At 58.7% G+C, this 22,898-nt stretch carries 18 protein-coding genes and 1 pseudogene; 14 read left to right on the forward strand and 5 right to left on the reverse strand.

Annotated elements, in window-relative coordinates; genetic code table 11:
• The first annotated feature begins 9 nt into the window (after positions 1–9).
• Together rfbB and rfbC are read left to right on the forward strand one after the other, a co-directional pair.
• The gene (rfbB, locus tag WCA85_RS01520) at positions 10–1,071 is read left to right on the forward strand and encodes a dTDP-glucose 4,6-dehydratase (protein ID WP_424061288.1); all 1,062 of its coding nucleotides are present in this window, start codon (positions 10–12) and stop codon (positions 1,069–1,071) included.
• 74 nt (positions 1,072–1,145) lie between these two features.
• Positions 1,146–1,697, forward strand: coding sequence for a dTDP-4-dehydrorhamnose 3,5-epimerase (rfbC, locus tag WCA85_RS01525; protein ID WP_424061290.1), 552 nt, complete (start codon positions 1,146–1,148; stop codon positions 1,695–1,697).
• 62 nt (positions 1,698–1,759) lie between these two features.
• Here rfbC and WCA85_RS01530 read toward each other — a convergent pair whose 3' ends face one another.
• Positions 1,760–2,863, reverse strand: coding sequence for an acyltransferase family protein (locus WCA85_RS01530; RefSeq protein ID WP_424061291.1), 1,104 nt, complete (start codon positions 2,861–2,863; stop codon positions 1,760–1,762).
• Between the two features lie 310 nt (positions 2,864–3,173).
• Between WCA85_RS01530 and WCA85_RS01535 the strand changes: the two genes are divergently transcribed.
• Positions 3,174–4,877 (forward strand): hypothetical protein, encoded by a 1,704-nt coding sequence (locus WCA85_RS01535; RefSeq protein WP_424061292.1) that lies wholly within the window; start codon positions 3,174–3,176, stop codon positions 4,875–4,877.
• A 57-nt stretch (positions 4,878–4,934) separates the two neighbouring features.
• A complete protein-coding gene (locus WCA85_RS01540; RefSeq protein ID WP_424061294.1) occupies positions 4,935–6,026 on the forward strand; it encodes an acyltransferase family protein in 1,092 nt (363 codons plus the stop codon).
• Positions 6,027–6,068: 42 nt separating this feature from the next.
• Here WCA85_RS01540 and WCA85_RS01545 read toward each other — a convergent pair whose 3' ends face one another.
• Positions 6,069–7,019, reverse strand: a complete 951-nt coding sequence (locus WCA85_RS01545; protein ID WP_424061295.1) for a LysR family transcriptional regulator — start codon at positions 7,017–7,019, stop codon at positions 6,069–6,071.
• 275 nt (positions 7,020–7,294) lie between these two features.
• Here WCA85_RS01545 and WCA85_RS01550 point away from each other — a divergent pair, with 275 nt between their 5' ends.
• The 10 genes from WCA85_RS01550 (at position 7,295) to WCA85_RS01595 (ending at position 19,853) form a co-directional block, all read left to right on the forward strand.
• Entirely contained in the window at positions 7,295–8,017 is a 723-nt protein-coding gene (locus WCA85_RS01550) for a GntR family transcriptional regulator (RefSeq protein WP_424061296.1), read from the forward strand.
• 453 nt (positions 8,018–8,470) lie between these two features.
• Complete coding sequence (gene oxc, locus WCA85_RS01555; protein WP_424061297.1) at positions 8,471–10,222, forward strand: oxalyl-CoA decarboxylase; 1,752 nt, start codon at positions 8,471–8,473, stop codon at positions 10,220–10,222.
• A 25-nt stretch (positions 10,223–10,247) separates the two neighbouring features.
• Positions 10,248–11,498 (forward strand): formyl-CoA transferase, encoded by a 1,251-nt coding sequence (gene frc / locus WCA85_RS01560; protein ID WP_424061299.1) that lies wholly within the window; start codon positions 10,248–10,250, stop codon positions 11,496–11,498.
• A gap of 130 nt (positions 11,499–11,628) precedes the next feature.
• A complete protein-coding gene (locus WCA85_RS01565; protein ID WP_424061301.1) occupies positions 11,629–12,060 on the forward strand; it encodes a PAS domain-containing protein in 432 nt (143 codons plus the stop codon).
• 35 nt (positions 12,061–12,095) lie between these two features.
• On the forward strand, positions 12,096–13,343 hold the full coding sequence (frc, locus tag WCA85_RS01570) for a formyl-CoA transferase (RefSeq protein WP_424061303.1): 1,248 nt from the start codon (positions 12,096–12,098) through the stop codon (positions 13,341–13,343).
• A gap of 109 nt (positions 13,344–13,452) precedes the next feature.
• Positions 13,453–14,235: a fumarylacetoacetate hydrolase family protein gene (locus WCA85_RS01575; RefSeq protein ID WP_424061304.1), complete on the forward strand. Its 783-nt coding sequence runs from the start codon at positions 13,453–13,455 to the stop codon at positions 14,233–14,235.
• A gap of 189 nt (positions 14,236–14,424) precedes the next feature.
• Complete coding sequence (oxlT, locus tag WCA85_RS01580; RefSeq protein ID WP_424061305.1) at positions 14,425–15,750, forward strand: oxalate/formate MFS antiporter; 1,326 nt, start codon at positions 14,425–14,427, stop codon at positions 15,748–15,750.
• Between the two features lie 340 nt (positions 15,751–16,090).
• Positions 16,091–17,299: a glycosyltransferase family 4 protein gene (locus WCA85_RS01585; protein ID WP_424061306.1), complete on the forward strand. Its 1,209-nt coding sequence runs from the start codon at positions 16,091–16,093 to the stop codon at positions 17,297–17,299.
• Positions 17,300–17,432: 133 nt separating this feature from the next.
• Positions 17,433–18,674 (forward strand): flippase, encoded by a 1,242-nt coding sequence (locus WCA85_RS01590; RefSeq protein ID WP_424061307.1) that lies wholly within the window; start codon positions 17,433–17,435, stop codon positions 18,672–18,674.
• A 30-nt stretch (positions 18,675–18,704) separates the two neighbouring features.
• Positions 18,705–19,853 (forward strand): hypothetical protein, encoded by a 1,149-nt coding sequence (locus tag WCA85_RS01595; RefSeq protein ID WP_424061308.1) that lies wholly within the window; start codon positions 18,705–18,707, stop codon positions 19,851–19,853.
• Positions 19,854–20,006: 153 nt separating this feature from the next.
• Here WCA85_RS01595 and WCA85_RS01600 read toward each other — a convergent pair whose 3' ends face one another.
• The 3 genes and pseudogenes from WCA85_RS01600 to WCA85_RS01610 all read right to left on the reverse strand — a co-directional run.
• Positions 20,007–21,011 (reverse strand): glycosyltransferase family 2 protein, encoded by a 1,005-nt coding sequence (locus WCA85_RS01600; RefSeq protein WP_424061309.1) that lies wholly within the window; start codon positions 21,009–21,011, stop codon positions 20,007–20,009.
• Positions 21,008–22,129 carry a UDP-galactopyranose mutase gene (glf, locus tag WCA85_RS01605; RefSeq protein ID WP_424061311.1) on the reverse strand — a complete coding sequence of 374 codons (1,122 nt, stop codon included), beginning with the start codon at positions 22,127–22,129 and terminating at the stop codon, positions 21,008–21,010. The genes WCA85_RS01600 and glf overlap by 4 nt, the downstream gene beginning before the upstream one ends.
• A gap of 488 nt (positions 22,130–22,617) precedes the next feature.
• Positions 22,618–22,898 (reverse strand): annotated as a pseudogene (locus tag WCA85_RS01610) (glycosyl hydrolase); the annotation flags it as partial.

The raw sequence follows: 22,898 nt of genomic DNA on the forward strand, positions 1-22,898 counted from the left end.
GGGACAATCATGATTCTCGTGACAGGTGGCGCAGGATTTATCGGTGCGAACTTCGTTCTCGACTGGCTGGATGGCGTCGATGAAGCGGTGATCAATGTCGATAAGCTTACGTATTCAGGCCACCTCGGCACGCTCAGACCCTTGCACGGCGATCCGAGTCACATTTTTGTGCGGGCGGACATCTGTGACCGCTCGACCATCGACGTGCTGCTCGCGGACTATCAACCGCGCGCCATCGTGCATTTTGCGGCGCAAAATCACGTGGACTACTCGATCGACAGCCCTAACGACTTTGTTCACACCAACATCGTTGGGACGTACACGTTGCTGGAAGCAGCGCGTTGCTATTGGAACGGCCTGCAGAGTGACGAGAGAGACGCGTTTCGCTTTCTCCATGTCTCGACCGACGAGGTGTTCGGCTCCCTCAATCTGAGCGATCCGCCATTTTCCGAAGACTCGCATTACCAGCCGGATAGTCCGTATTGCGCGACCAAAGCGAGTGCCGATCATCTTGTGCGTGCATGGGGTCACACGTATGGCCTGCCGACCCTCACCACCCATTGCTCGAATAACTACGGGCCCTATCAGTTCCCGGACAAGCCGATTCCGCAGTTGATTACCAACGCGCTCATGGGCCGTGCATTGCCCGTACATGGCGACGGTCAGCACGTGCGCGACTGGCTCTATGTAGGCGACCATTGCAGCGCGATTCGCAAGATTCTCGCCAAAGGCCGCCCGGGCGAAGCGTACAACATCGGCGGCTGGAATGAGGTGAAGAACATTGACCTCGTGCATCTCGTGTGCGACCTGCTCGACCAATACAAGCCGAAACGCACCGGGTCATATCGCGACCAGATCACCTGGCTGACGGAGCGCCTGGGGCACGACAGGCGCTACGCAACTGACGCGCGCAAGCTTGAACGGGAACTCGGCTGGAAACCGGCCGAGACTTTCGAAAGCGGCTTGGCGAGGACGGTGCGCTGGTACGTGGAACATGAACAGTGGACGCACGAGGTCGCCACCGGCGACTTTCGGGACTGGGTAGAGACGACTCACCAGAAGCGGGCCTGATCAGCGAACCCGTTTGCCGATGGGCCGCGTCGGCAGTCAAATAAACGAATACTTTTGGGAATGGAGAAGACGATATGGCTTTCGATGTGAGCCCGACTGAGCTCGCCGAGGTGAAGGTAATCGAACCGGCGGTATTTGGCGACGCGCGTGGGCTTTTCTTCGAGTCGTTTAACGCGAGGGAGTTTAACGAGCACGTCGCGCAAGGGGTCGAGTTCGTGCAGGATAACCATTCACGCTCGTCGTACGGCGTTCTACGCGGTATGCACTATCAGATTCATCATCCACAAGGCAAGCTGGTGCGGGTCATCGATGGCGAAGTGTTCGACGTCGCGGTCGATATGCGCCTGAGTTCGCCGACCTTCGGCAAATGGGCGGGCGTACGTCTGAGCGCGGAAAATTATCGGCAACTATGGATTCCGCCGGGCTTCGCGCACGGTTTTCTGGTGTTGTCGCCCACCGCGGAATTCGTCTACAAGGCGACTGATTATTGGTTTCCTGAGCATGAGCGCAGTCTGCTCTGGTGCGACCCCGAGGTCGGTATCGCCTGGCCGGCCGATGTCGAGCCCATCCTCGCGCCTAAAGACGCGGCAGGAAAGCTATTGTTTCAGGCTGAATGCTTCGCTTGAAACGCTCATCGCGCGCCGGTTCCAGCGTCATATGTTTCCTCATGTTTGACCTCAAGCAGGAATTAGCCCGTGGCGCTCCCGGCGCTGACTGCATTCTGCATGGCCTGGCGCCGCTGGGGTTTTAGCAAGAGGAAGCGCTTTTCGATCAGATGCCATGACGCGATCGCGAGCAACAGCGTGGGCACCAGTGACAATCCGGCGTTCAAAATCGGCCGGCTTGCGGTGTGGAAGTACAGCGCAACGGTTTGCTGCACAGGAAACGCGTAGATATAGACGCCGTACGAGAAGTCGCCATAGCGGCCGGCCCAGCCCAGGATGGCTGGCTTGGCCAGCGCAAACGAAAGAATCGCGTACGGCAGCACCACATATAAGGCGATCTCGTAGGCCGTTTCTTTGGCGGGAATGAGCGCCATTAACACCAGCGCAAATAGCGCGGCTTTCACGTTATATACGCTTTGTGGAGCGACAATACGCCAGGCCGCGCCAAGCAAAAAGTATGGCGCAACATTGAGCGCATCGTGAATGGGCCTGCCATGTGCGCCGAGTGTAAGTGGCTGGACGTGGTTCAGGTATAGGCTGGCCGCGCACAGCGCAACGCAGCCGGCCAGAATGCGGACCTTCTGCCCGCCGCGCCACAATACGAGTACCGGCGCGATCAGATACATGCCGAATTCGACGGGCAATGTCCACAGCGAACCGTTCACCGCGTTAGGGTAAGGGAGCGTGTTGAACACCCCTGGCAGTAACGATGCGGGCCGCAAGATAATGTTCTGCAGATAGCGGGGAACGAGCGGCGAGTGAAAATAATCCGCGAGCGGCAAGGTGCTGACAAGCGGCCCGAGCACGAGCGCGCACAGCACCGTGTTAGCGAAGAGACCCGGAAAAATGCGCAGACCTCGGCGCCACAAATAACGGCTGGGCGAAGGGTCTCTGCGCCAGCTTTCCGTCACGAGATAACCGCTGATAATAAAAAACACCTTAACGGCGATCGCGGCGACCTCGTTGCCGAATATCGACGGTATGGGCGACGCTCCGGTCAGGTAGAAAGCGTGGCCGTAAAGGACGGCAAGCGCCGCGAACAGACGGATCGCATCGAAATTGTCACGGGAATGCGAAATGCGCTTCGGCTGTGCTGGCGTTTCATCGATCGCAAGGCGTTGCGTCATCGTTCGAATCCCACGAGATGCTGATGATGAGGATGATGCAGGCCGCGCTGGCGGCTGGATCGGCGCTCGGCGCCGCAAGGAGATGGATGGAGAAATGTAGTCCTGGCAGTCGCCTGTGACTGGTCTAACTATCAAATCTCCATAACAGATGCTCTGTGCGGAAGCGCACGTATTGATTCCTGGCGTGCGAGCACTCGTGTGAATGTCTCGTGAAGCCACGCGGCGCGCAGGTTTAAGTGTGATGGCGCACTGAAAAAGTGTGCGTTCAGCCCGACAGTGCGAATCAACCTCGAGTGCCGAAGGGTGGTGCATGCGACTTGAATATTCCGTTCTGCTGCTCGTGATGGCATGTTGCGCATGTTCCCGGCAAACCGATCCGGGTTCGTTCCATTCGGAGCGCACCGCTGTGGAGCATGCGGTGAGCCTCTGGCGCGACAGGTTCGATCCTGTGTGGCAATACGCGCACGCTCGCTGCGCCGATGGCGGGTCTCTGAGTGCAGAGGTAAGCACCAATCTCGAGCGACGCGTCCGGCAAGTGCTCCATACTTCGACCGCGAGCGCTTGCGACCGGTTGCGCGATGCACCGGAATCAAGCAACGTTGCGATCGATGGGGATTCCGCGACGGTCATCGTCCGTAGGTCCGACGCTCGTCCAGCCAGCGCGTTGCAGTTTTCGCTTGCGCATGAGGGCGGTAACTGGACTGTGCAAAAGGTGGCGGCATCGGAGGCGGGGAGCTTCTCGGCGATTTACGATGCGTCGCAAGCCGCTGGTGGCGATGGCCGCATCGAGCCGGCCTACTCACACTGGACACCGCATGGCGCAGCGCCGTGGGCAATCACGCACATCATCACCTATGGGCAGTCGCTCAGTCTGGGTTATTTTAACAAGCCCGTCTTGTCCGACCATCAGCGCTATTCGTCGCTCCGGTTCGCTGGGGGTGTACGCGTTCAGGATGCGGTGCAGACTGAGGGTGCGGCACTTGCATACCGGGATTTTGTCCCGTTGACAGAAACACGCTTCGAATATGAAGCCGAAACGCCGACTAGCGGAACGCTCGATATGGCGATGCAGCTAATCGAGCAGGAGAACTTGCAGGACCACACCAGCCTTCCATATCGCTTTCTCGGCACCGCACCAGGCGAGGGGGCGAGAGATGTCGACGAGTTATCAAGGTCGGGAACGTTCTACAGCGGAATGATGCGCGATGTTGTCGAGGCAAAGCGGCTCGCTACGGCAGAGGGCAAGACCTATGGCGTCGGCGCGGTTACTTGGACTCAGGCAGAATCAAACGACTCGGAGGATACGCCAATCCCCGACTATGTGACGAAACTGCGCCGCTTGCGGGAGGAGATTGACCACGATGCGAAGGCCATCACCGGGCAGAGCGCCGACGTGGAACTGATCTCGTATCAGGTCGCGACACATCGAAGCTTCGGGCAACCGTTTCCGCACATCGCATTGGCGCTACTGGAGGCGAGCCACGAAGATCCGCATATCCATATCGCGGTTCCGATGTACCTGTTCCGCTATGTCGACGGCCGGCACACGGACAATCGGAGCAGTCAATGGCTGGGTGCTTACTATGGTCTGGTGCTCAAGCGCATTCTGATCGACCACCAAGCCTGGACGCCACTCGAACCTCTAACCTGGCGGCGCGACGGCGACACAGCGACGTTGCGTTTCAAGGTACCTGTGCCGCCGTTGCAGTGGGACACCACGCAGGTTGCAGGCAATACGAATTATGGTTTCATGTTGCGTCTGCCGTCGGGTCAGCCACTGCCTATCCGGTCCGTGTCGATCGTTGGGCCTGACCAGGTCCAGATCACCGCCGAGAGTGCCATTCCGGCAGGCACCGAAGTCGAATATGCGTTTGAAGGCGACGGCTTCGCCGGCAACCGCTTCGGTCCACGCGGCAACCTGCGCGATTCGCAAGGCGATGCAATCCAGTTCGACAACGGCCGGGAATTGAAGCGGATGGACAATTGGTGCGTCATCTTCCATGAGCAACTGTAACGCTATGCACCTGACGCTGAAAATCGGTGCGCATGCCAATCGCGGGATGAAGTGACCATGAAAGAGCGATACATGGATGGCGCGCAAGGGTTCGCCATCGTTTCGATAGTCTGCGGTACGGTGCTCGACCGTATCGATGACGCAGGTTTTCTTCAGGACGATCGCGTTGCGCATCTGCTCGTGCTGATTCAATACGCGGTATGTACCGTTGGATATCCCTGTTTGCTTTTTCTGTTCGGTGTCAAAGCGGTCGACTCGCTCAAGGACGCGCAATCCCGTTGGAGCTTTGTGAAAATGACGCTCTGCGCGCTCGCGTATCCGTACCTGCTTTGGTCACTGGTGCAAATGGGTGTGCGATGGTTTGTTGCCCAACACGCCAATCATCCGTTTCCGCCCACCGAGTTCGCTCGTGTAGTGTGGGCGCCCACCGACCAGTTCTGGTTTCTGTACGCGCTATGCATTTGCCAACTGGTCGCTCTTGTGACGGTCCGGAAGGGGCTGGGCAACCAGCGAGGCATGCTCTCCATTGCTAGCAGTGTGTTGCTTGCCGTGTTAGCGGTGGTGTGCGCCACGCTTGCGGCGAGGACAGCGTGGGGTATCGTCACCATGACGCTATGGGGTATGACGTTTTTCCTCTCCGGCATGCTGCTGGGTCGGCGATGCAACGTTTGGATGGCACGTACCTCACGTGTTCCCGCGTTAGTTGTGGCGGTGGTGGTCTTCGCCGGTACGATCAGACTTGCGCAGTCATTCGGCGGGTATTTGAACGCGTCGTCACTACCGGCCAGTTTCACTGGCATCGTGGTGATTCTGCTGGCCGTAAAACTGTTGACCGACCGCTCGCGTGTGCGCTGGTTGATCACGCTGGGCGCGGCGTGGATTCCGATCTACCTGTTGCACGTTCTGGCGACCGAACTTGTGTGGAACGGACTGCTGGCGGCTTACATTACCTCGCCGGTGGCCCATGTTGTAGCTGGCGTGGCTGCTGGGATCGTCGTGCCGCTCGCCGTCTATCGCTTGACGAGGCGCCTGCGGATAGCGGGGCTGGCGGGTTTCGATCTGGTCGATCGGGCGGAGCGTTCCGAAGCGCGGCAAGTAGCGCTGGCACACTATCGGGCAAGCATCGGCATTGATCAGCCGCACGGCTGAGGGCGTCGGCCTTCGTGCTGATCAAAGGCGATTTCCGCGCGCTCATTCCTTAGGACGACTGCGTAGCAGATACGCATCAACCTGAGTGATCTGGGCAATTTGCGCCGCGCCTTCGTCGACGAGGAATTCCTTGAATCCCTGTGCAACGGGCGGCAAGCGCTTGTTCTTGCGATGCACGACATACCAGTGAAGCATCAATGGAAACTCCTGGACGTCGAGGATGGCGAGATTGCCCACCTGCAGTTCCAGACTGATGGTATGGGCGGACAGAAAGCTGATGCCCATGCCCGCAATCACGGCCTGTTTGATGGTTTCCGTGCTGCTGATCTCCATGGCGATATTCAGGTTGGAGACTTGTCCGGCGAAGCCTTCTTCCATGGAATGCCAAGTGTCCGAACCCCTCTCCCGGACGATGAACGGCTCTTGTGCGATTGCTGAAAGAGGGATGCGCCGCTTGCCGACAAGTGGATGATCAGGCGGCGCGACAATCACGTAAGGGTGCGGCGCGAACGATTCATTGAGCGTGTCGCAGTCTTGCGGCGGCCTCACCATGATGGCCAGATCGGTGAGGTTGTTGGCCAGTTGGTGAAGCAACTCCTCCCGGTTGTGCACCGCCAGGTTGAGCTTGATGTCAGTGTTGCGCTGCATGAATTCAGCCAGCAGGCGCGGGAAAAAATAATCACCGGCGCTGATTACGGAAACATTGAGCTGGCCGCCCGCAATGCCTTTGAGTCCCGCCATGGCTTCGTTCATCTCGCGGAACTGGGCCATGATCGAGCGCGCGTAGTGAAGCATCTCGGTGCCCGCGGGAGTCAGGTAGATCCGCTTGCCTAGCTGTTCGAACAGCGCGAGGCCGGTGTGCTCCTCAAGCTGTTTCACCTGGGTCGAGACAGCGGGTTGCGTCAGATACAACTCGCCGGCCGCCCGCGAAAAACTCAGGTGCCGGGCTACCGTTTCGAAGATCTTGAGTTGTCGCAAGGTCGCATTGTTCATGGATCAGCCCTTGAAGGGGCGGTCTATAGATCGAGTTTGCATTGCGTTGACCGGCAGGTACCGGTACCGGATTGTGCGGGTAGACGCCGCGTTGTTTTTGATATACGGTATTAAATATACCCGCGCTGCATCGGTTTGCAACGTATGGTTAACGTGCGAACAGCGGTGCGATCAACAATCCGAACTGCACGCTGGCTCGTCGGGGCAAGATTTCATGCGGTGGGGCAGGGAAGACCATCGTGCGGACGATTCCAACCTGGGGAAGCAACGTCTCAATGGCCTCTGATACGCAAACCAATGAAGTCCGTGCCACGCCGCTTGCACTCACGCTGGTGCCGATCAACGCTTCAGCCTCGTTGCGCGATCAGGCCTACGCACGATTACGGCAGGCCATTGCGGACGCCGACATCTACCACTCGCGTGAAGAGATTCGTCTCGACGAAAAGGAATTGACAGAGGCGCTTGGGGTCAGCCGCACTCCCGTTCGTGAGGCCATGACGCTGCTTGAACAGGAAGGTTTCCTGCGCACCGTGCCGCGACGTGGCATCTATATCCAGCGCAAGACCAAGAAAGAAATCGTCGACATGATTCATATGTGGGCGGCGTTGGAGAGCATGGCGGCGAGGCTTGCGACGCAGCGCGCGTCGGATCAGGACATCGCCAACCTCAGACGGATGTTCGACGACTTCCACGACGCTACGCCCGCCGAGCATATCGATGAGTATTCGGAGGCCAACATTGCGTTTCATCAGTCGATCGTCGAGCTCTCGCAATCGCAGATCCTGATGGACGCGATGAAAAACCTCTTCGTGCACGTCCGGGCCATCCGCAAGGTGACCATTTCAAAGAGCGATCGTGCCTCACGCTCGATCGTCGATCACATGCGCATCATTGAAGCACTCGAGCAGCGCGACACCGAACGCGTGGAGAGCCTGGTGCGCCAGCACTCGCTTGAACTGGCCGCCTTTGTCGAGGCGAATTGCGATTTTCTCGATTGATTGCTGATTGATTGCTGTTAGATCGCTGCTTGATTCCCGTTTGACTGGGGCTCAATTCCGCATTGAGCGCAGCGGCCCGTTGGGCTTGCCGTCGCTACCTTTCCTCCAGCTTCCCGACCTCCCTTAGCACGTGCATAGCGCGCGATCGCTTGTGCGGTCTTTGCATCCAACGCCGGGTGCGCGAGACCCTTCACACGTAAATCGCCGCCGCCTGCACGCCTGATTCACGCTTTGGCGGCTCGCCAAAATTCAGCACCCTCACGGCAGACATCGCCGGTTTCGCAGTGGTGCAGTGCAAACTCCACAACCACTTCCCTCGCTCCCACCACGCCCGTCCGAGCAATCGCACCGCAGCAATCCAGTAAGCCTCAAAAAATACACTTGACTAATATTGTGTGTGGAATATTGTATATCACGAATCACACAAACGCCCCGCCACGGAGGAGAGACGTCATGGCAGAAGCTGGGACCGACCTGCAGACAGCTGCAGGAGAGACGCAAGAGCAAGGCACAACCACAGCAATGACCGATGGATTTCATCTGGTCATCGATGCGCTGAAACTGAACAACCTCAATACGATCTTCGGCCTGGTGGGCATCCCCATCACCGATCTCGCACGCCTCGCGCAAGCCGAGGGCATGCGTTTCATTGGCTTTCGTCATGAACAGCACGCGGGCAACGCCGCCGCCATTACCGGCTACATGACGAAACAGCCGGGCATTTGCCTGACGGTTTCGGCGCCTGGCTTCCTGAACGGTCTGACGGCACTCGCCAATGCCACTACCAACTGCTTCCCGATGATCCTGATCAGTGGATCCAGCGAGCGGGAGATTGTCGATCTGCAGCAGGGCGATTACGAGGAAATGGATCAGCTGAACGCCGCGAGGCCGTACGCCAAAGCGGCGTATCGCGTCCTGCACGCCGAAGATATCGGCATTGGCGTGGCGCGTGCGATTCGCGCGGCCGTCTCCGGTCGTCCAGGCGGCGTGTATCTGGATCTGCCGGCCAAGCTGCTGGCGCAGACGATTGACGCGGCGAAAGGCCGGCAATCGCTGGTGAAGGTGGTCGACCCCGCCCCCAGTCAGACCCCGTCGCCGGAATCGGTCAACCGTGCGCTCGATTTGCTCAAGGGTGCTAAACGTCCGCTGATCCTGTTGGGCAAAGGTGCCGCGTATGCGCAGGCTGACGCGCAGATTCGCGCGTTCGTCGAGCAAAGCGGTATTCCGTACTTGCCGATGTCCATGGCTAAGGGTTTGCTGCCTGACACACATGCGCAATCCGCATCGGCCGCGCGTTCGTTCGTGCTGCAGGAAGCGGACGTCGTCGTGCTGATCGGCGCGCGTCTGAACTGGCTGCTCGCGCACGGCAAGGGCAAGACATGGGGCTCGCCGAAACAGTTCATTCAGGTCGATATCTCGCCCACTGAAATCGACAGCAATGTGGCCATCGCCGCGCCGGTAATTGGCGATATTGGCTCGTGCGTGGCAGCGCTCGTTGCCAGTATGGGCACGAGCTTCGCGAAGCCCAGTGCGGAGTGGACCGGTGCGATCGCCGAGCGCAAGGACAAGAACCTCGCCAAGATGGCCGCGACTCTCGACAAGAATCCGTCGCCGATGAATTTCCACAGCGCGTTGCGCGCGATACGCGATGTGCTGAAGACGCGGCCGGACATCAACGTCGTCAATGAAGGCGCCAATACCCTCGACTACGCGCGCAGCATCATCGACATGTATGAGCCGCGCAAGCGCTTCGACTCTGGCACGTGGGGAATCATGGGGATTGGCATGGGCTTCGCAATCGGCGCGGCCGTGACAAGCGGCAAGCCGGTCGTTGCCATCGAAGGCGACAGCGCTTTCGGCTTTAGCGGCATGGAACTAGAAACCATTTGCCGGTACGAGTTGCCGGTCTGCACTGTGGTGTTCAACAACAACGGCGTCTATCGCGGCACTGACGTCAATCCGACCGGCGGCAAGGACGTCGCGCCGACCGTCTTCGTCAAGGGCGCACGCTACGACAAGATGATCGAGGCATTTGGCGGCGTCGGTTACCACGCCACCACGCCGGAGGAACTAACCAACGCACTGCTCGAAGCCATTGCGTCAGGCAAACCCGCTCTCATCAACGCCGTGATCGACGAAGCAGCCGGCACGGAGAGTGGCCGTCTGACAAACCTGAATCCGCAAAGCGCGGCGATGAAAAAGTAACGTGAGCCAACCAAGGAGAGATCAAGTGAGCAAACCCCTCGACGGCATCAAGATTATCGACTTCACGCACGTACAGGCCGGCCCAGCGTGTACCCAGTTGCTGGCATGGTTCGGCGCCGACGTGATCAAGGTAGAGCGTCCCGGCTCAGGGGACGTCACACGTAACCAGTTGCGCGACATTCCCGATGCGGACGCGCTTTACTTCACGATGTTGAACAGCAACAAGAAATCGCTGACACTCGACACCAAGAAGCCGGAAGGCAAAGAGGTGCTCGAAAAGCTGATCCGCGAGTCCGACGTGCTGGTGGAGAATTTCGGTCCGGGTGCGCTCGACCGCATGGGGTTCTCGTGGGAACGCCTGAACGAACTCAACCCGAAGATGATTGTCGCCTCCGTGAAGGGCTTTAGCGACGGCCATCACTATGACGACCTGAAAGTCTACGAGAACGTCGCCCAATGCGCGGGAGGCGCGGCCTCCACCACTGGCTTCTGGGACGGCCCGCCCACCATCAGCGCGGCGGCGCTGGGCGACAGCAACACGGGCATGCATCTGGCCATCGGCATCCTGACTGCGCTGATTGGCCGTGACAAGACCGGCAAGGGCCAGAAAGTGGCCGTATCGATGCAGGACAGCGTGCTCAACCTGTGCCGTGTCAAGCTGCGCGATCAGCAACGGTTGGAGCGGGTTGGCTACCTCGAGGAATATCCGCAGTACCCGCACGGCGAATTCAGCGACGTAGTGCCGCGCGGCGGCAATGCAGGTGGTGGCGGTCAGCCGGGCTGGATCCTGAAGTGCAAGGGCTGGGAAACGGATCCGAACGCCTACATCTATTTCACCATTCAGGGCCACGCATGGGAGCCGATCTGCCGCGCACTGGGCAAGCCGGAGTGGATCGACGATCCGGCCTACAAGACGCCCGAGGCGCGTCAGCCGCACATCTTCGATATCTTCGCGACGATCGAGGCATGGCTAGCCGACAAGACCAAGTTTGAAGCGGTCGATATTCTGCGCAAATTCGATATTCCTTGCGCACCCGTGCTGACCATGAAGGAACTCGCCAACGACCCCTCGTTGCGCGAGAGCGGCACCATCGTCGAAGTGCCGCACAAGAAGCGCGGCACGTATCTGACGGTCGGCAGCCCGATCAAGTTCTCCGATCTGAAGCCTGAGATTACAGCGTCGCCGCTGCTGGGCGAGCATACGGAAGAAGTGTTGGCGAGCCTTGGCTATAGCAAGCAGGAAATCTTCAATCTGCGCGAGGTAAAGGCGGTTTGACGGTCGCGCCACGAAGTCCGGTTCAACTGGGCTTCGCATGTGCATTCGCGTAGTCGACTGACATGGGTACTGCGTGCTGCACGACGCCGTATCCATGCCGCACCCTCTTTCTTCGCCTTCGGGGAGCCTCATGCAAATCACCATCGACTTCGCGCAACTCGTCAACGCGATAGGTGACGCCATCGTCATTTCGGATGCCGAAGGAAAAATCACACTGTGGAATCCCGCTGCCACGCGCATGTTCGGCTTCACACAAAGCGAGGCGCTTGGGAAGTCGCTGGACCTGATTATCCCGGAGCGTCTGCGTGGGAGGCATTGGGATGGATATCACAAGACCATGGCGAGCGGGCAGACCCGCTATGGCAACGACGTGTTGCGCGTACCCGCCGTGGATAAGGCGGGGCGCGCGCTGTCGATTGCCTTCACGGTTGCATTACTGCATTCGCCGGAAAACGAGTTGACCGGAATCGTTGCCGTAATCCGCGACGAAACCAGCCGTTTCCAGGAAGAGCGCAATTTGCGCAAGCGCATCGCCGAACTTGAAGCGCGCGTTGGCGCGTGACGGCGGACTTGATGTGGTGAGCGAGGAGAGGCGAGATGGGCAAAGCATTGGAGGATGTGCGGGTCCTCGATTTCACGCACGTGCAATCGGGTCCGACGTGCACGCAATTGCTGGCGTGGTTTGGCGCGGACGTGATCAAGGTGGAGCGGGCGGGCGCCGGTGACGTGACGCGTGAACAGTTGCGCGACATTCCCGAGGCGGACAGCCTCTACTTCACGATGCTCAACCACAACAAACGCTCGGTGACGATCGACACGAAGCACGCCGAGGGCAAACTGGTCCTTGAAGCATTGATTCAGACCTGCGATGTGCTGGTGGAAAACTTCGCACCGGGGGCACTCGACCGGATGGGCTTCACGTGGGAGCGTATCCAGGAACTCAATCCACGCATGATCGTGGCTTCGGTCAAGGGCTTCGGCTCCGGCCCGTATGAAGACTGCAAAGTCTACGAGAACGTCGCGCAATGCGTGGGCGGCGCGGCCTCGACCACGGGCTTCGACGACGGTCCGCCGGTCGTCACCGGCGCACAGATCGGCGACAGCGGCACGGGCCTGCATCTCGCGTTGGGTATCGTCACGGCGCTCTATCAGCGCAAGACAACCGGGCGTGGTCAATACGTGCTCGCGGCGATGCAGGACGCCGTACTCAACCTGTGCCGCGTCAAGCTGCGCGATCAGCAGCGCCTTGAGCGTACCGGCGTAATGCGCGAGTATCCGCAACATCCCAACGGCACTTTTGGCGAAGCGGTGCCGCGAGCCGGCAATGCATCTGGCGGCGGCCAGCCTGGCTGGATCCTGAAGTGCAAGGGCTGGGAGGCGGACCCAAACGCATACATCTACTTCATTGCCCAGGCGCCCGTGTGGACGAAGATTTGCAATGTGATCGGCAAGGAAGAATGGGCCACGCATCCGGACTACGCGACACCCGCTGCGCGACTGCCGAATCTGAAGGAGATATTTGCCGAAATCGAACGCTGGACGATGACGCGTACCAAGTTCGAGGCAATGGAAACGCTTAACCGATATGACATTCCGTGCGGGCCAATTCTCTCGATGAAGGAGATCGCCGAGGAGCCGTCACTGCGCAAGACCGGCACGATTGTCGAAGTGGATCATCCAGTTCGCGGAAAATATCTTACGGTTGGCAATCCTATCAAGTTGTCGGACAGTGAGACCGAGGTCAAGCGTTCGCCATTGCTGGGTGAGCACACCAACGAGGTCATGGCCGAACTGGGCTACGACGCGCAACAAATTGCCCACTTACGCGCGGTCGGCGCCATCTAGGGAAGCAGGTTTCGCACGCGCAACTTGCCCAAAGCGCTTGCCGCGAAAAAAGACACGCCAGGCCTGAAGCGCACCGGCGCACAGATAAAAGATTGGAGGAGAGAGTCAGATGAAATCGTGGATACGTTTTCGGCACGTCGATGGCCACATCGGATTTGGCGTGCTGGAGAACCATCGGATTACGGAGTACCAAGGAGACATGTTTGGTGACGCCGTCCCAGGCGCGGTAGAACCGAGCCTGAATCTGGACGAGATCAGCCTGCTCAGCCCGTGCATGCCGACCAAGGTGGTCGCTCTATGGAACAATTTCTATGCGCTTTCAGAGAAGCTCGGCAAGGCAGCGCCTTCACATCCGCTCTTTCTGATCAAGCCGCCCATGTCGGTAATCGGACCCAGCGAACCGATCCGTCGTCCTAAAGAGTATGGCGGCAAGATCGCCTACGAAGGCGAACTGGCCATCGTGATCGGCAAGCGTTGCAGCAACGTGTCCGTTGATCAGGCTGACGACTATATCTTTGGCTTTAGCTGTATCAACGACGTCACGGCGGTTGAGTTGCTCAATGAGGATCCGAATTTCGCCCAATGGTGTCGCGCGAAGGGCTTCGATACGTTCAGTTGCATTGGCCCTGTGGTGCAGCGTGAATTCGATTGGCGTAATGCCCGGGTCGTGACGCGGCTCGACGGCGTGGAGCGGCAGAACTATCCGCTCTCGGACATGATCTTCTCGCCCGCCGAACAGGTGAGCCTGATCTCGCATGACATGACGCTGATGCCCGGCGACGTGATCGCCTGCGGCACGTCGATTGGCGTAGGTTCGATCAAGGACGGCTCGACAGTCGAGGTGATGATCGAAGGGATCGGTGTGCTCTCTAACACGTTGCAGAACGCATAACCGATACGTAATCCAAAGCATAAAAAACTTTAAATTTTGCTAATCATTTGGGCCGTCCATCATGGCTCAGGTTCTCAACAGAGCGGCAGAGTCGAACCAAAGATGTCTAAAGCGCCATGGCTGTCCAGCGTAGACGGGTTGGTGTTTTTATCAGGCAAGCTAACAAGTCAATTGATGGAGACAAACAACGTGGCACATACTGACACAGCCTCGAGCGGTTATACGGCGCGCCGTCATAACCGTTGGGTTCAACTGGTGGCCGGCGTCGCCTGCATGGGTCTCATCGCCAACCTTCAATATGCATGGACGCTCTTTGTGGTCCCGATGGATGCCAAACATCACTGGGGACAAGCGGCAATCCAGTTGGCGTTTTCGATTTTCATCGTGACCGAAACCTGGCTGGTGCCGGTGGAGGGCTGGCTGGTCGACAAGTTGGGCCCGCGTCCGGTGGTGATTGGTGGATCGATCTGCGCGGCGCTCGGCTGGGTGCTCGATGCGTATGCGCCGAGTCTGCCGGTGCTGTATGCGGCTGCTGTGATCGCCGGTGTGGGCGCCGGTTGCGTGTACGGCACTTGTGTGGGCACGGCGCTCAAGTGGTTCCCGGACAAACGTGGCCTTGCCGCGGGTTTGACGGCAGCGGGCTTCGGCGCCGGGGCGGCGCTGACGGTGATCCCGATCTCGAACATGATCCAGCACGCCGGCTACGAGCACGCGTTCGTCTTCTTCGGTGTCCTGCAGGGCGTGTGCATTCTGATGCTCGCCACGCTGCTGGTGCGTCCGAAGCCGCCGGCCCACGCGGCAGGATTCAAGCGCATCGTGGCCACGAAGACGGACTACACGACCAAGCAGATGATTCGCGCGCCGCTCTTCTGGGTGATGTATGCGATGTTCGTTTGTGTGGCCTCGGGCGGCATTATTGCCACCGCGCAGATCGGCCCGATCGCCAAGTCATACGGTTTCGCGGCGATGCCGGTAAGCGTCTTAAGCGTGACGTTGCCGCTCCTGACGATGACGCTGTCCATCAACAATCTGTGCAACGGCTTCACGCGCCCACTATGCGGTTTCATCTCCGACCGGATTGGCCGCGAGAACACCATGTTCATGACGTTTCTCGGACAGGGCCTCGCGTTACTCGGCTTGATGCACTTCGGCCATGACCCGTATCTGTTCATCACGTTTTCCGGGCTCATTTTCCTGTGCTACGGTGATGTGTTCTCCAACTTTCCCGCGACTTGTGCTGATACGTTCGGCGGCAAGTATGCCGCCGGTAACGCCGGCACGCTTTATACGGCGAAGGGCACTGCCGCGATGATGGTTCCAGTCGCCTCGCTGCTGGCGGCCCACAGTGGATGGAGCAGCGTGTTCGTGTTCGTCGCGTGCATCTCGATGCTTGCGGGAGTCTCGGCAAAAGTCATTCTTTATCCGATGCGGCGCCGCTGGATCCTTAACTCCGCGCCGCCCAGCATGCTGCACGAAAGCCACTTTCAACCGGCGCCACTTGGCTCCAACGAGTGAGGAGGAGCGCTCCACCCACCTGGCCTGAATGCAATCCGTTCAGGCCGGTGGCATTAAGCGTGCTCTCGAATCCGCCCGAACTACCCGCACTTTAAGATGAGTCTTCATTGCTGCGTGTAAGTTGCCGATAGATTTGTCGTCACACGCTGCTGTGACGCGGTTGCCCACATGCCCCGGCCGGAGCCCGCCGGGGTAAGGGCGACGCCTCCCTTCTCCCGCCCCGCCTGCTTTGGCCTCTGTGTGATTCCGAACATAGCGTCCCGCACTGCACCACGTATTCTTGTTGCCTGAGCCGATGGTACTTGCTGGACAAGGGACAGGCATGCAGAGATACAGGGTCTTGGTTATCAACGATTTTGTGCAACAAGGTGGTGCGGAGGTTGTCTATCGACAGTCCGCCGAACTTCTGCGCGCGATGTCCGGCGTCGAAGTGGAATGCTTCGACACCAGCCGGTTCGACGGGAGTTCGTCGTTGCTGTCGAAATCGTGGAACCTGGCGGCAGCACGCGCGCTCAAGCAGACCCTTATCACCTATCGCCCGAATCGGATCCTTGTCCACAACTACCACAACGCATTATCAGCATCAGTCCTGAATGTGATCGCCCGATACAAGCGTGAGCTGGGCTATCGCGCGTATCTGACCTGTCATGACTATCATTTGATCTACTACAACACGACGCTGCATTACCACGTCAACGGCCATATCGAACATTTGTCACTCGATGCGTTGGGGACCTGGCAGGTCCTGAAGTTGCGCGCCAGCGCAAAAGGTCCGGTCCATGACATCCTTTCGAAGGCGTACTGGCATGCGGTGCGGGCTGTGTGCAAGCCGGAGCGGATTTTCGATCAGATCCTTTGTCCAAGTGATTTCATGCAAGAGGCTTTGCATCGGGGTGGGATCAATAACACGGTGGTTCTCTACAACCCCTCCGCGCTTGCAGTAGCGAACAAGCCGGTGAACGTTCGTGATCGGGATCGCTTCAATCTGGCGTTTGTCGGACGCGTTGCCCACGATAAAGGCTTGGGAGAGTTTATCGAACTCGCACGTTCGATCGATTTCGGGCGAATCAAGTGCCTGGGTGTTTTCGGCGACGGTCCGGACCGCGCGGCGATCGAGCAACGCTATGCGTCGCTCGTCGAGTCGGGGAAGCTCATTTTCTTTGGCAGGCTGCCGCAGGACCGGCTTTTCTCCGAACTGCGACGTTTTGCTGATGCAACGGTATTGCCTTCAGTGGGAATCGAAATCGCGCCCCTGGTGATCGTCGAGGCCGCGATGCTGGGGTTGCCAACACTCGTGCGCGAAGGGGTTCATCGGCTGGCCTTTGGCGACACGGTCGGCAGCAAGATTATGTATCGCGACGACCCGCAGAGCCTTCGGACAGCGCTCGATGACCTTGCGGCGCACCTCGCGAGGCCGGAAAGACACTACGACGTGAGTGAATTTTTACCTCATTGCTATGCAGAGCGGCTGGCAAACATTATGCAGTTGAGTGGGGCGCAGACGCCGACACAAACCCAGACCCAGGCCTTTACCGCCCGCCATGCTTAGTTTGTGAGGGATCAGCGGCGCGCATCCCTTTCACGATTTACCTCGGGTACCGCGTAACACCATCTACTTCTGACTCTAACGAACGGTAAGAACTACGGACTAACTGACTATGGCGCACCGTATATTGCGGAACATGGCTGCACTTTCGCTACTGCAGGTGGCGAATATGGTGCTGCCGCTCGCGACGCTGCCGTATCTGTTCCGCGTGCTGGGTCCCGACCATTTCGGAGCCTATGTCTTTGCTCAGGCCGCAATCGCCTATCTGGTGTTGCTGGCTGACTATGGCTTCAATTGGTCGGCCACCGGCGAGATTGCAAAAGTGCAGGACGACCGCGACGCCGTGTCGAGGATTTTCTGGAAGACCCAGGCTGCCAAGGCGCTGGTTGCGTGTGGCGGTCTGGTGCTTCTGGTGCTGGGCGTTTTGCTGGTGCCGAAACTGATCGAAATGCGGCCCATTCTGTTCGCGACGTTTCCGCTTGTTGTCGGCACGGTATTGTTTCCACAATGGCTCTTCCAGGGTTTGGAGCGCATGGTTTTTGTGACCGTGTCGACGTTGAGCGCACGCTTGCTTGTGATTCCCGCGACGTATCTGCTGGTCCACACCACAGACGACACGTGGCGCGCGGCGCTGATCGCTTCAATGAGTACCGTCGTGGCTGGGATCATCTCGCTGATATTGATCGTCCGCACAAAGATGATCTCGCGCTCGTTTCCGAGCGTTGGCGACGTGATCGAGGCTTTCCGGGAGGGCTGGCATGTATTTATTGCAACTGCCGCAGTCAGCCTGTACACAACCACGAACACGGTGCTGCTGGGGTTTCTGACGGGGAACGTAACGCTGGGTTACTTTGGTGCGGCCGACAAGATCCGCAACGTGACACAGGCGCTGATCGCGCCGCTTAGCAACGCGATCTATCCACGCGTCAACGCGCTATTCGCCGAGGATGCGGCGAAAGCGTACGCGCTGGTGCGCAAAGCGCTATGTGCGATGGGCGTAGTCATGTTCGTCGCGTCAGTGATGCTTTGGGTGTGTGCGCCGTGGATTGTTCGCATCGGCATGGGACCTCAATATGAGCCGGTGGTCGGGGTTTTACGGTGGATGGCGTTCGTGCCATGGATGGTGGCGCTGAACAACGTTCTTGGGGTCCAGATGATGCTGCCGCTCGGCATGAAGAAAAAATTCAGCGAGATTCTGCTTGGTTCCGGTGTTTTTAACGTCGCGCTGCTGGTCCCTCTTTCGCTTCGGTTCGGAGCGCAGGGCGCGGCGATGTCCCTGCTAGCGACAGAGACGCTTGTCACCAGCGCCATGGCGCTTTATCTCGTGCAGAGGAAAGTACCGTTTTTCTTGCCGAGGGCATCGGCTGATGAATGTTGAATGCATGAATTTGCCAAAAGGAGTTGACGCATGAGTACATCGCATCCGAACGTCGGAGCCCGGCGAGTGGCGGTCGTAATACTTGCGTGTCGCGACTATGCGGCACTCGAATTGGCGCTTGCGAGCCAGATGGCATATCGGCCGCCGGGAGTGCCGTTCTTCATCCTGCAGAATTGCCGTGGCGGGTACGACGCCGAGCGGACGCTCGGTGTGGCCCGGCGATACGAAAGGTTGTTCCCTGGCGTTGTCAGTGTCGTTGACGACATCGTGCCTGGGGACCCCTATAGCTCGATCAAGAAGTTGCTCTCCAAGCCGGAGTTCGCGGATATCGAGCTGATTTGCAAGGTTGACGACGACGCATTCCCAATTACGCATCAATGGCTCGACCACATGATCGAAGCCTATGACGGCGCTGAGAAAGGCAATGGCCGGAAGCTGGCGTATGTCACGCCGCTCATCAATAACAACGCTTGGGGCTTCCCTCAACTGTTGAAGGCGATGAACCTGGAGCAGGAATACTTCTCCACTCAGGCGCATCCGCATTTCGTCGGCTCGGCCACCAGCAAACGCTTTCCGCTGCGAATCATTCCTGCGGAGCAGATCGAGACCGGTACAAACGGCACTATCTGGGGCTATCCGCACATCGCCCGTTGGCTGCACGAACGCACCACGCTGCAACCTGACGCGTTTATCGCGGCAACGCGAGCGCTGGAGTCGTGCGATGTGCCGTCGCAGTCGCGCTACTCGATTGGCTGCATTCTGTTCCGCAAGGATTTATGGAAAGAGATCGACGACGGCGGCCGCGACGATGAGCATATGATGCACATGCACTGCGAGCGCAACGATCTTCGTATCGTCTCCGTGCGTAGCGTGCCATACGTCCATATTGCCTATTTCACGCAGCGGGAAGAGAACCGCGACATCGTGGATGCCGCGTTCGCAGTTTACGCGCCACGGTTTGGGCACCCTTTCCCTCTCGCGCTTTATGCAGACCGTGAGCGGGAAAATGAGGCACGCCTGCGCTGGCTCGAAGAGCGATTGACTGCACCTACCCAGGCTGTTGGGCAAGAAGCGTGGCTGAAGAAGATGACGCCCAAACGCATCAAGCGAGCTGTGCGGCGGCGCCTGGTCTGGCTTTGGCCCGTAAGCAGCGGGCCGGGCCACGAAAAGTTGGGATAACTGGCGGCATAGCCATTCTTCGGAATGGCTGAGCAGGCTAGGTTGTAAAAACGATTCGGCCACCGTCTGAGTAACGGTGGCCGAATTGCTTTAGCGTCGCGGTCGTAAAGGCAGGATCAGAAACGCGCAGACGAAATAGCTGTTGACGTCTTGTTAGCGAGGGACGCCGCTCGCGGCGGGCTGCGTCCGATCGGACTTCGCGAGCGTCCTTTTCCAGTCGGTCGGTCTGACTGTATCGAACTTCCTTTGACCAACCGCCTGCTGAAAGTAGCGAACGTACAGCATGATGACGCTAAAACGACGATCGCCAAACAGGAGCACACGCGCGAGCCTCTTGGCAAAGAGCGACGCCGCCCACAACGGTGCGCGACCGCGATGCCGGAACACCATATCAACGTAGTTGCGCAGCCCGCACGCGTGCTTCCATTGCGTGGCCGCCGGCATCCGCCTGCTTTCAAACCAGTCGTGCAACGAGCGAGGGCGATCCGTCGCATCGCGGTTCTCGCCGTCCTTGTGGGTCATGTGTGAACTGGTGACGCAACGCAGCTCGCCAATGCGGCTCAGACGTGCTGTGTATTCAACGTCGTCGTTCCAGACGAAATACTCGTGCGCGGGAAAACCGACGCGTTGAATTGCCTCGTGCCGGATGCACGCGCCGACGAACGACATGTAGTCGGTCTTGAAGGAAGCCGCCTTGTGGTACTCCGGTGTGGGTGCAATCAGGCGCATCCGTTCATCGAAGGCGCCTTGATGCCAGAACTGCACGCGCCGATCGATGCCCCACACCGAGCCGCACAGCGCGACCACATCAGCACGCGCGGCGTCCTCGGACACCATCAGCTTTTCGAGCGCATCGGGCATTGGCTCTGCATCATCGTCCATGAGCCAGTACCAGTCGAAGCCCTTTGCGAATGCAGTGGTGATGCCCTTTGCGAATCCGCCAGCCCCTCCGATGTTGCTCTCAGACAGCACGACAGAAACCTTGGCGTGCTGCGCTGCGACGGAGGCCAGATACTCGCGTGAGCCGTCGTTGCTGCCGTTGTCGACTACGTAAATGGTATCCACGGGCCGCGTTTGAGCGAGCAGCGCCTCGACGCATTCTTGCAGCAAGGCTCTCCGGTTGTACGAAACAACGATTGCTGCGACGCGCGGGCTCATTGGACCAGTTCCTCGGCGGGTTTCAGTGCGCTAATCAATTCCTCGACGGATTTCAGCGCGGCACCCACGACCTGGTCCATATTGTAGTAACGATACTGCGCGAGCCTGCCGACAAACGTTACGTCGGGCGTAGCGTCCGCGAGTTCGCTGTAGCGCTTGAACAGGCTTTCGTTTTCGGGGCGAGGGATGGGGTAGTACGGTTCACCTTCGGCTTGCGGATATTCCCTCACGATCGAGGTGCCGTCATGCTGCTGGCCGGTCAAATGTTTGAATTCCGTTATCCGCGTGTATTCATGGTCGTTAGGATAATTGATCGTCCCGGTTGCCTGGAATTGTTCCGTGTCGCTCATGTGTTCATGTTCAAACGACAGGCTGCGATAGGGGAGTTTGCCGAAGCGATACTCAAAATAGGTATCGATAGGCCCGGTATAGACCGTATGTTCCCGCTCTATTCTGGAACCAATGACCTGAAAATCCTCCGACAGGCGCACCTCAATGTTCGGATGCGCGAGCATCTTCTGGAACATCGCTGTGTAACCCTGGGCCGGCATGAACTGGTACGCGTCGGTAAAGTAACGGTCGTCGTCGTTCGAGCGGGTGGGAATGCGCGCAGCGACGCCTGCTGAGAGCTCGGAGAGATCAAGGCCCCATTGCTTACGCGTATAACCTCGGAAGAACTTCTCGCAAAGGTCGTTGCCCACGCTGCTCAGCACGACATCCTCGCTCGTCGCAACACGCTCGCGGGATTCTCGCACCGATTCAAGATATGCCGTTACGCCTTGCTCGTCGAGGTCGAGGTCGTAAAGCTCGTTGATCGTCGTTCGGTTGATCGGGATGGGATAAAACTTTCCTTCCACGCGAGCGAGAACACGATGCTCATAGAAGCGCCAGTCGGTGAAGTTGGACAGGTACTCGAAGATCCGTTTGCTGGAAGTGTGAAAAATGTGCGGACCATACGGATGTATCAGCACGCCGTTCTTATCGAGGCAATCGAACGCATTTCCACCGATATGGTTCCGTTTATCGATGACCAGCACTCGTTTGCCAGCAGCGGCAAGGCGCTCAGCGCAGACTGCGCCCGCAAAGCCAGCTCCCACGATCAAGACGTCACATTTCATCTTTTGAAGTCCTCTAGAAAGACGCGCAACAGCGGCTACCGTCCAAGTCATCAGGGGAAGACGGGATGTCGCACCCGACCCGGCAAATTACGTCGCCGACAACGAAGGGTGCCGCCTCTGTATTCGGGCTTCGGTACGTTTTCGCACACAGCGTCTGGCGCGCGGCGCAATCGGGTTTTGTGCGGATTGGGCGCGCTGGCCGTTCTGCGGTGCGGCAGGGGGAGATTGAGGCCCGGAATAGGGCGACTGTGCGGATCCTGGTGGATCGCTAATGGGGTGGGCTGGGTATGGGGGTGTATGGGCCGCCTGACGTGGCGTTTGGCGAACCCATAAGCAGGGGAGTGACGCGGCTTCGCCTCATTAGGTGGCGAAACAGATTTGCTGGAACGTCAGAGGGCTGACGTATTCGAGCGTTGCAATTCATGCAAGCCGCGCAGCGGCGCTTCACACGAAGCGCCGCTGCGAACTCTGATGCCCTCTTGTCAACCTCAGGGCGTATTGCCCGCAGTGAAGGCCTTGTACGATGCGTAGCACGCCTTGTGGGTCGCGCCGTCGGCTTCGATCAGGCCGTACTCGTCGGTGGTCGCCATGTCGATCAGTTCATACATCATGATCGACTGCACGTTGTACTGCTCACGCAGTGAGTAGTACTCGGCCATCGCGCTCGACACGTAGCTGCCCTGCTGTGCGGAGGTGTCGTACATGTTGAAGCCCCACTCGGTCAGCCAGATCGGCAGGTTGAACGACTGCTGCAGGATCTGCAGCACGT

The organism is Paraburkholderia sp. (assembly GCF_049581445.1).
Lineage (GTDB): Bacteria > Pseudomonadota > Gammaproteobacteria > Burkholderiales > Burkholderiaceae > Paraburkholderia.

What these genes read in the sequence shown, in the direction of transcription:
- rfbC (WP_424061290.1), top strand. Translation starts at nt 1,146, where the DNA reads ATGGCTTTCGATGTGAGCCCGACTGAGCTCGCCGAGGTGAAGGTAATC.
- glf (WP_424061311.1), bottom strand. Translation starts at nt 22,129, where the DNA reads ATGAAATGTGACGTCTTGATCGTGGGAGCTGGCTTTGCGGGCGCAGTC.
- rfbB (WP_424061288.1), top strand. Translation starts at nt 10, where the DNA reads ATGATTCTCGTGACAGGTGGCGCAGGATTTATCGGTGCGAACTTCGTT.
- WCA85_RS01600 (WP_424061309.1), bottom strand. Translation starts at nt 21,011, where the DNA reads ATGAGCCCGCGCGTCGCAGCAATCGTTGTTTCGTACAACCGGAGAGCC.
- WCA85_RS01530 (WP_424061291.1), bottom strand. Translation starts at nt 2,863, where the DNA reads ATGACGCAACGCCTTGCGATCGATGAAACGCCAGCACAGCCGAAGCGC.
- WCA85_RS01550 (WP_424061296.1), top strand. Translation starts at nt 7,295, where the DNA reads ATGGCCTCTGATACGCAAACCAATGAAGTCCGTGCCACGCCGCTTGCA.
- WCA85_RS01565 (WP_424061301.1), top strand. Translation starts at nt 11,629, where the DNA reads ATGCAAATCACCATCGACTTCGCGCAACTCGTCAACGCGATAGGTGAC.
- WCA85_RS01540 (WP_424061294.1), top strand. Translation starts at nt 4,935, where the DNA reads ATGAAAGAGCGATACATGGATGGCGCGCAAGGGTTCGCCATCGTTTCG.
- WCA85_RS01535 (WP_424061292.1), top strand. Translation starts at nt 3,174, where the DNA reads ATGCGACTTGAATATTCCGTTCTGCTGCTCGTGATGGCATGTTGCGCA.
- WCA85_RS01545 (WP_424061295.1), bottom strand. Translation starts at nt 7,019, where the DNA reads ATGAACAATGCGACCTTGCGACAACTCAAGATCTTCGAAACGGTAGCC.
- WCA85_RS01575 (WP_424061304.1), top strand. Translation starts at nt 13,453, where the DNA reads ATGAAATCGTGGATACGTTTTCGGCACGTCGATGGCCACATCGGATTT.
- WCA85_RS01590 (WP_424061307.1), top strand. Translation starts at nt 17,433, where the DNA reads ATGGCTGCACTTTCGCTACTGCAGGTGGCGAATATGGTGCTGCCGCTC.
- frc (WP_424061303.1), top strand. Translation starts at nt 12,096, where the DNA reads ATGGGCAAAGCATTGGAGGATGTGCGGGTCCTCGATTTCACGCACGTG.
- oxc (WP_424061297.1), top strand. Translation starts at nt 8,471, where the DNA reads ATGGCAGAAGCTGGGACCGACCTGCAGACAGCTGCAGGAGAGACGCAA.
- WCA85_RS01595 (WP_424061308.1), top strand. Translation starts at nt 18,705, where the DNA reads ATGAGTACATCGCATCCGAACGTCGGAGCCCGGCGAGTGGCGGTCGTA.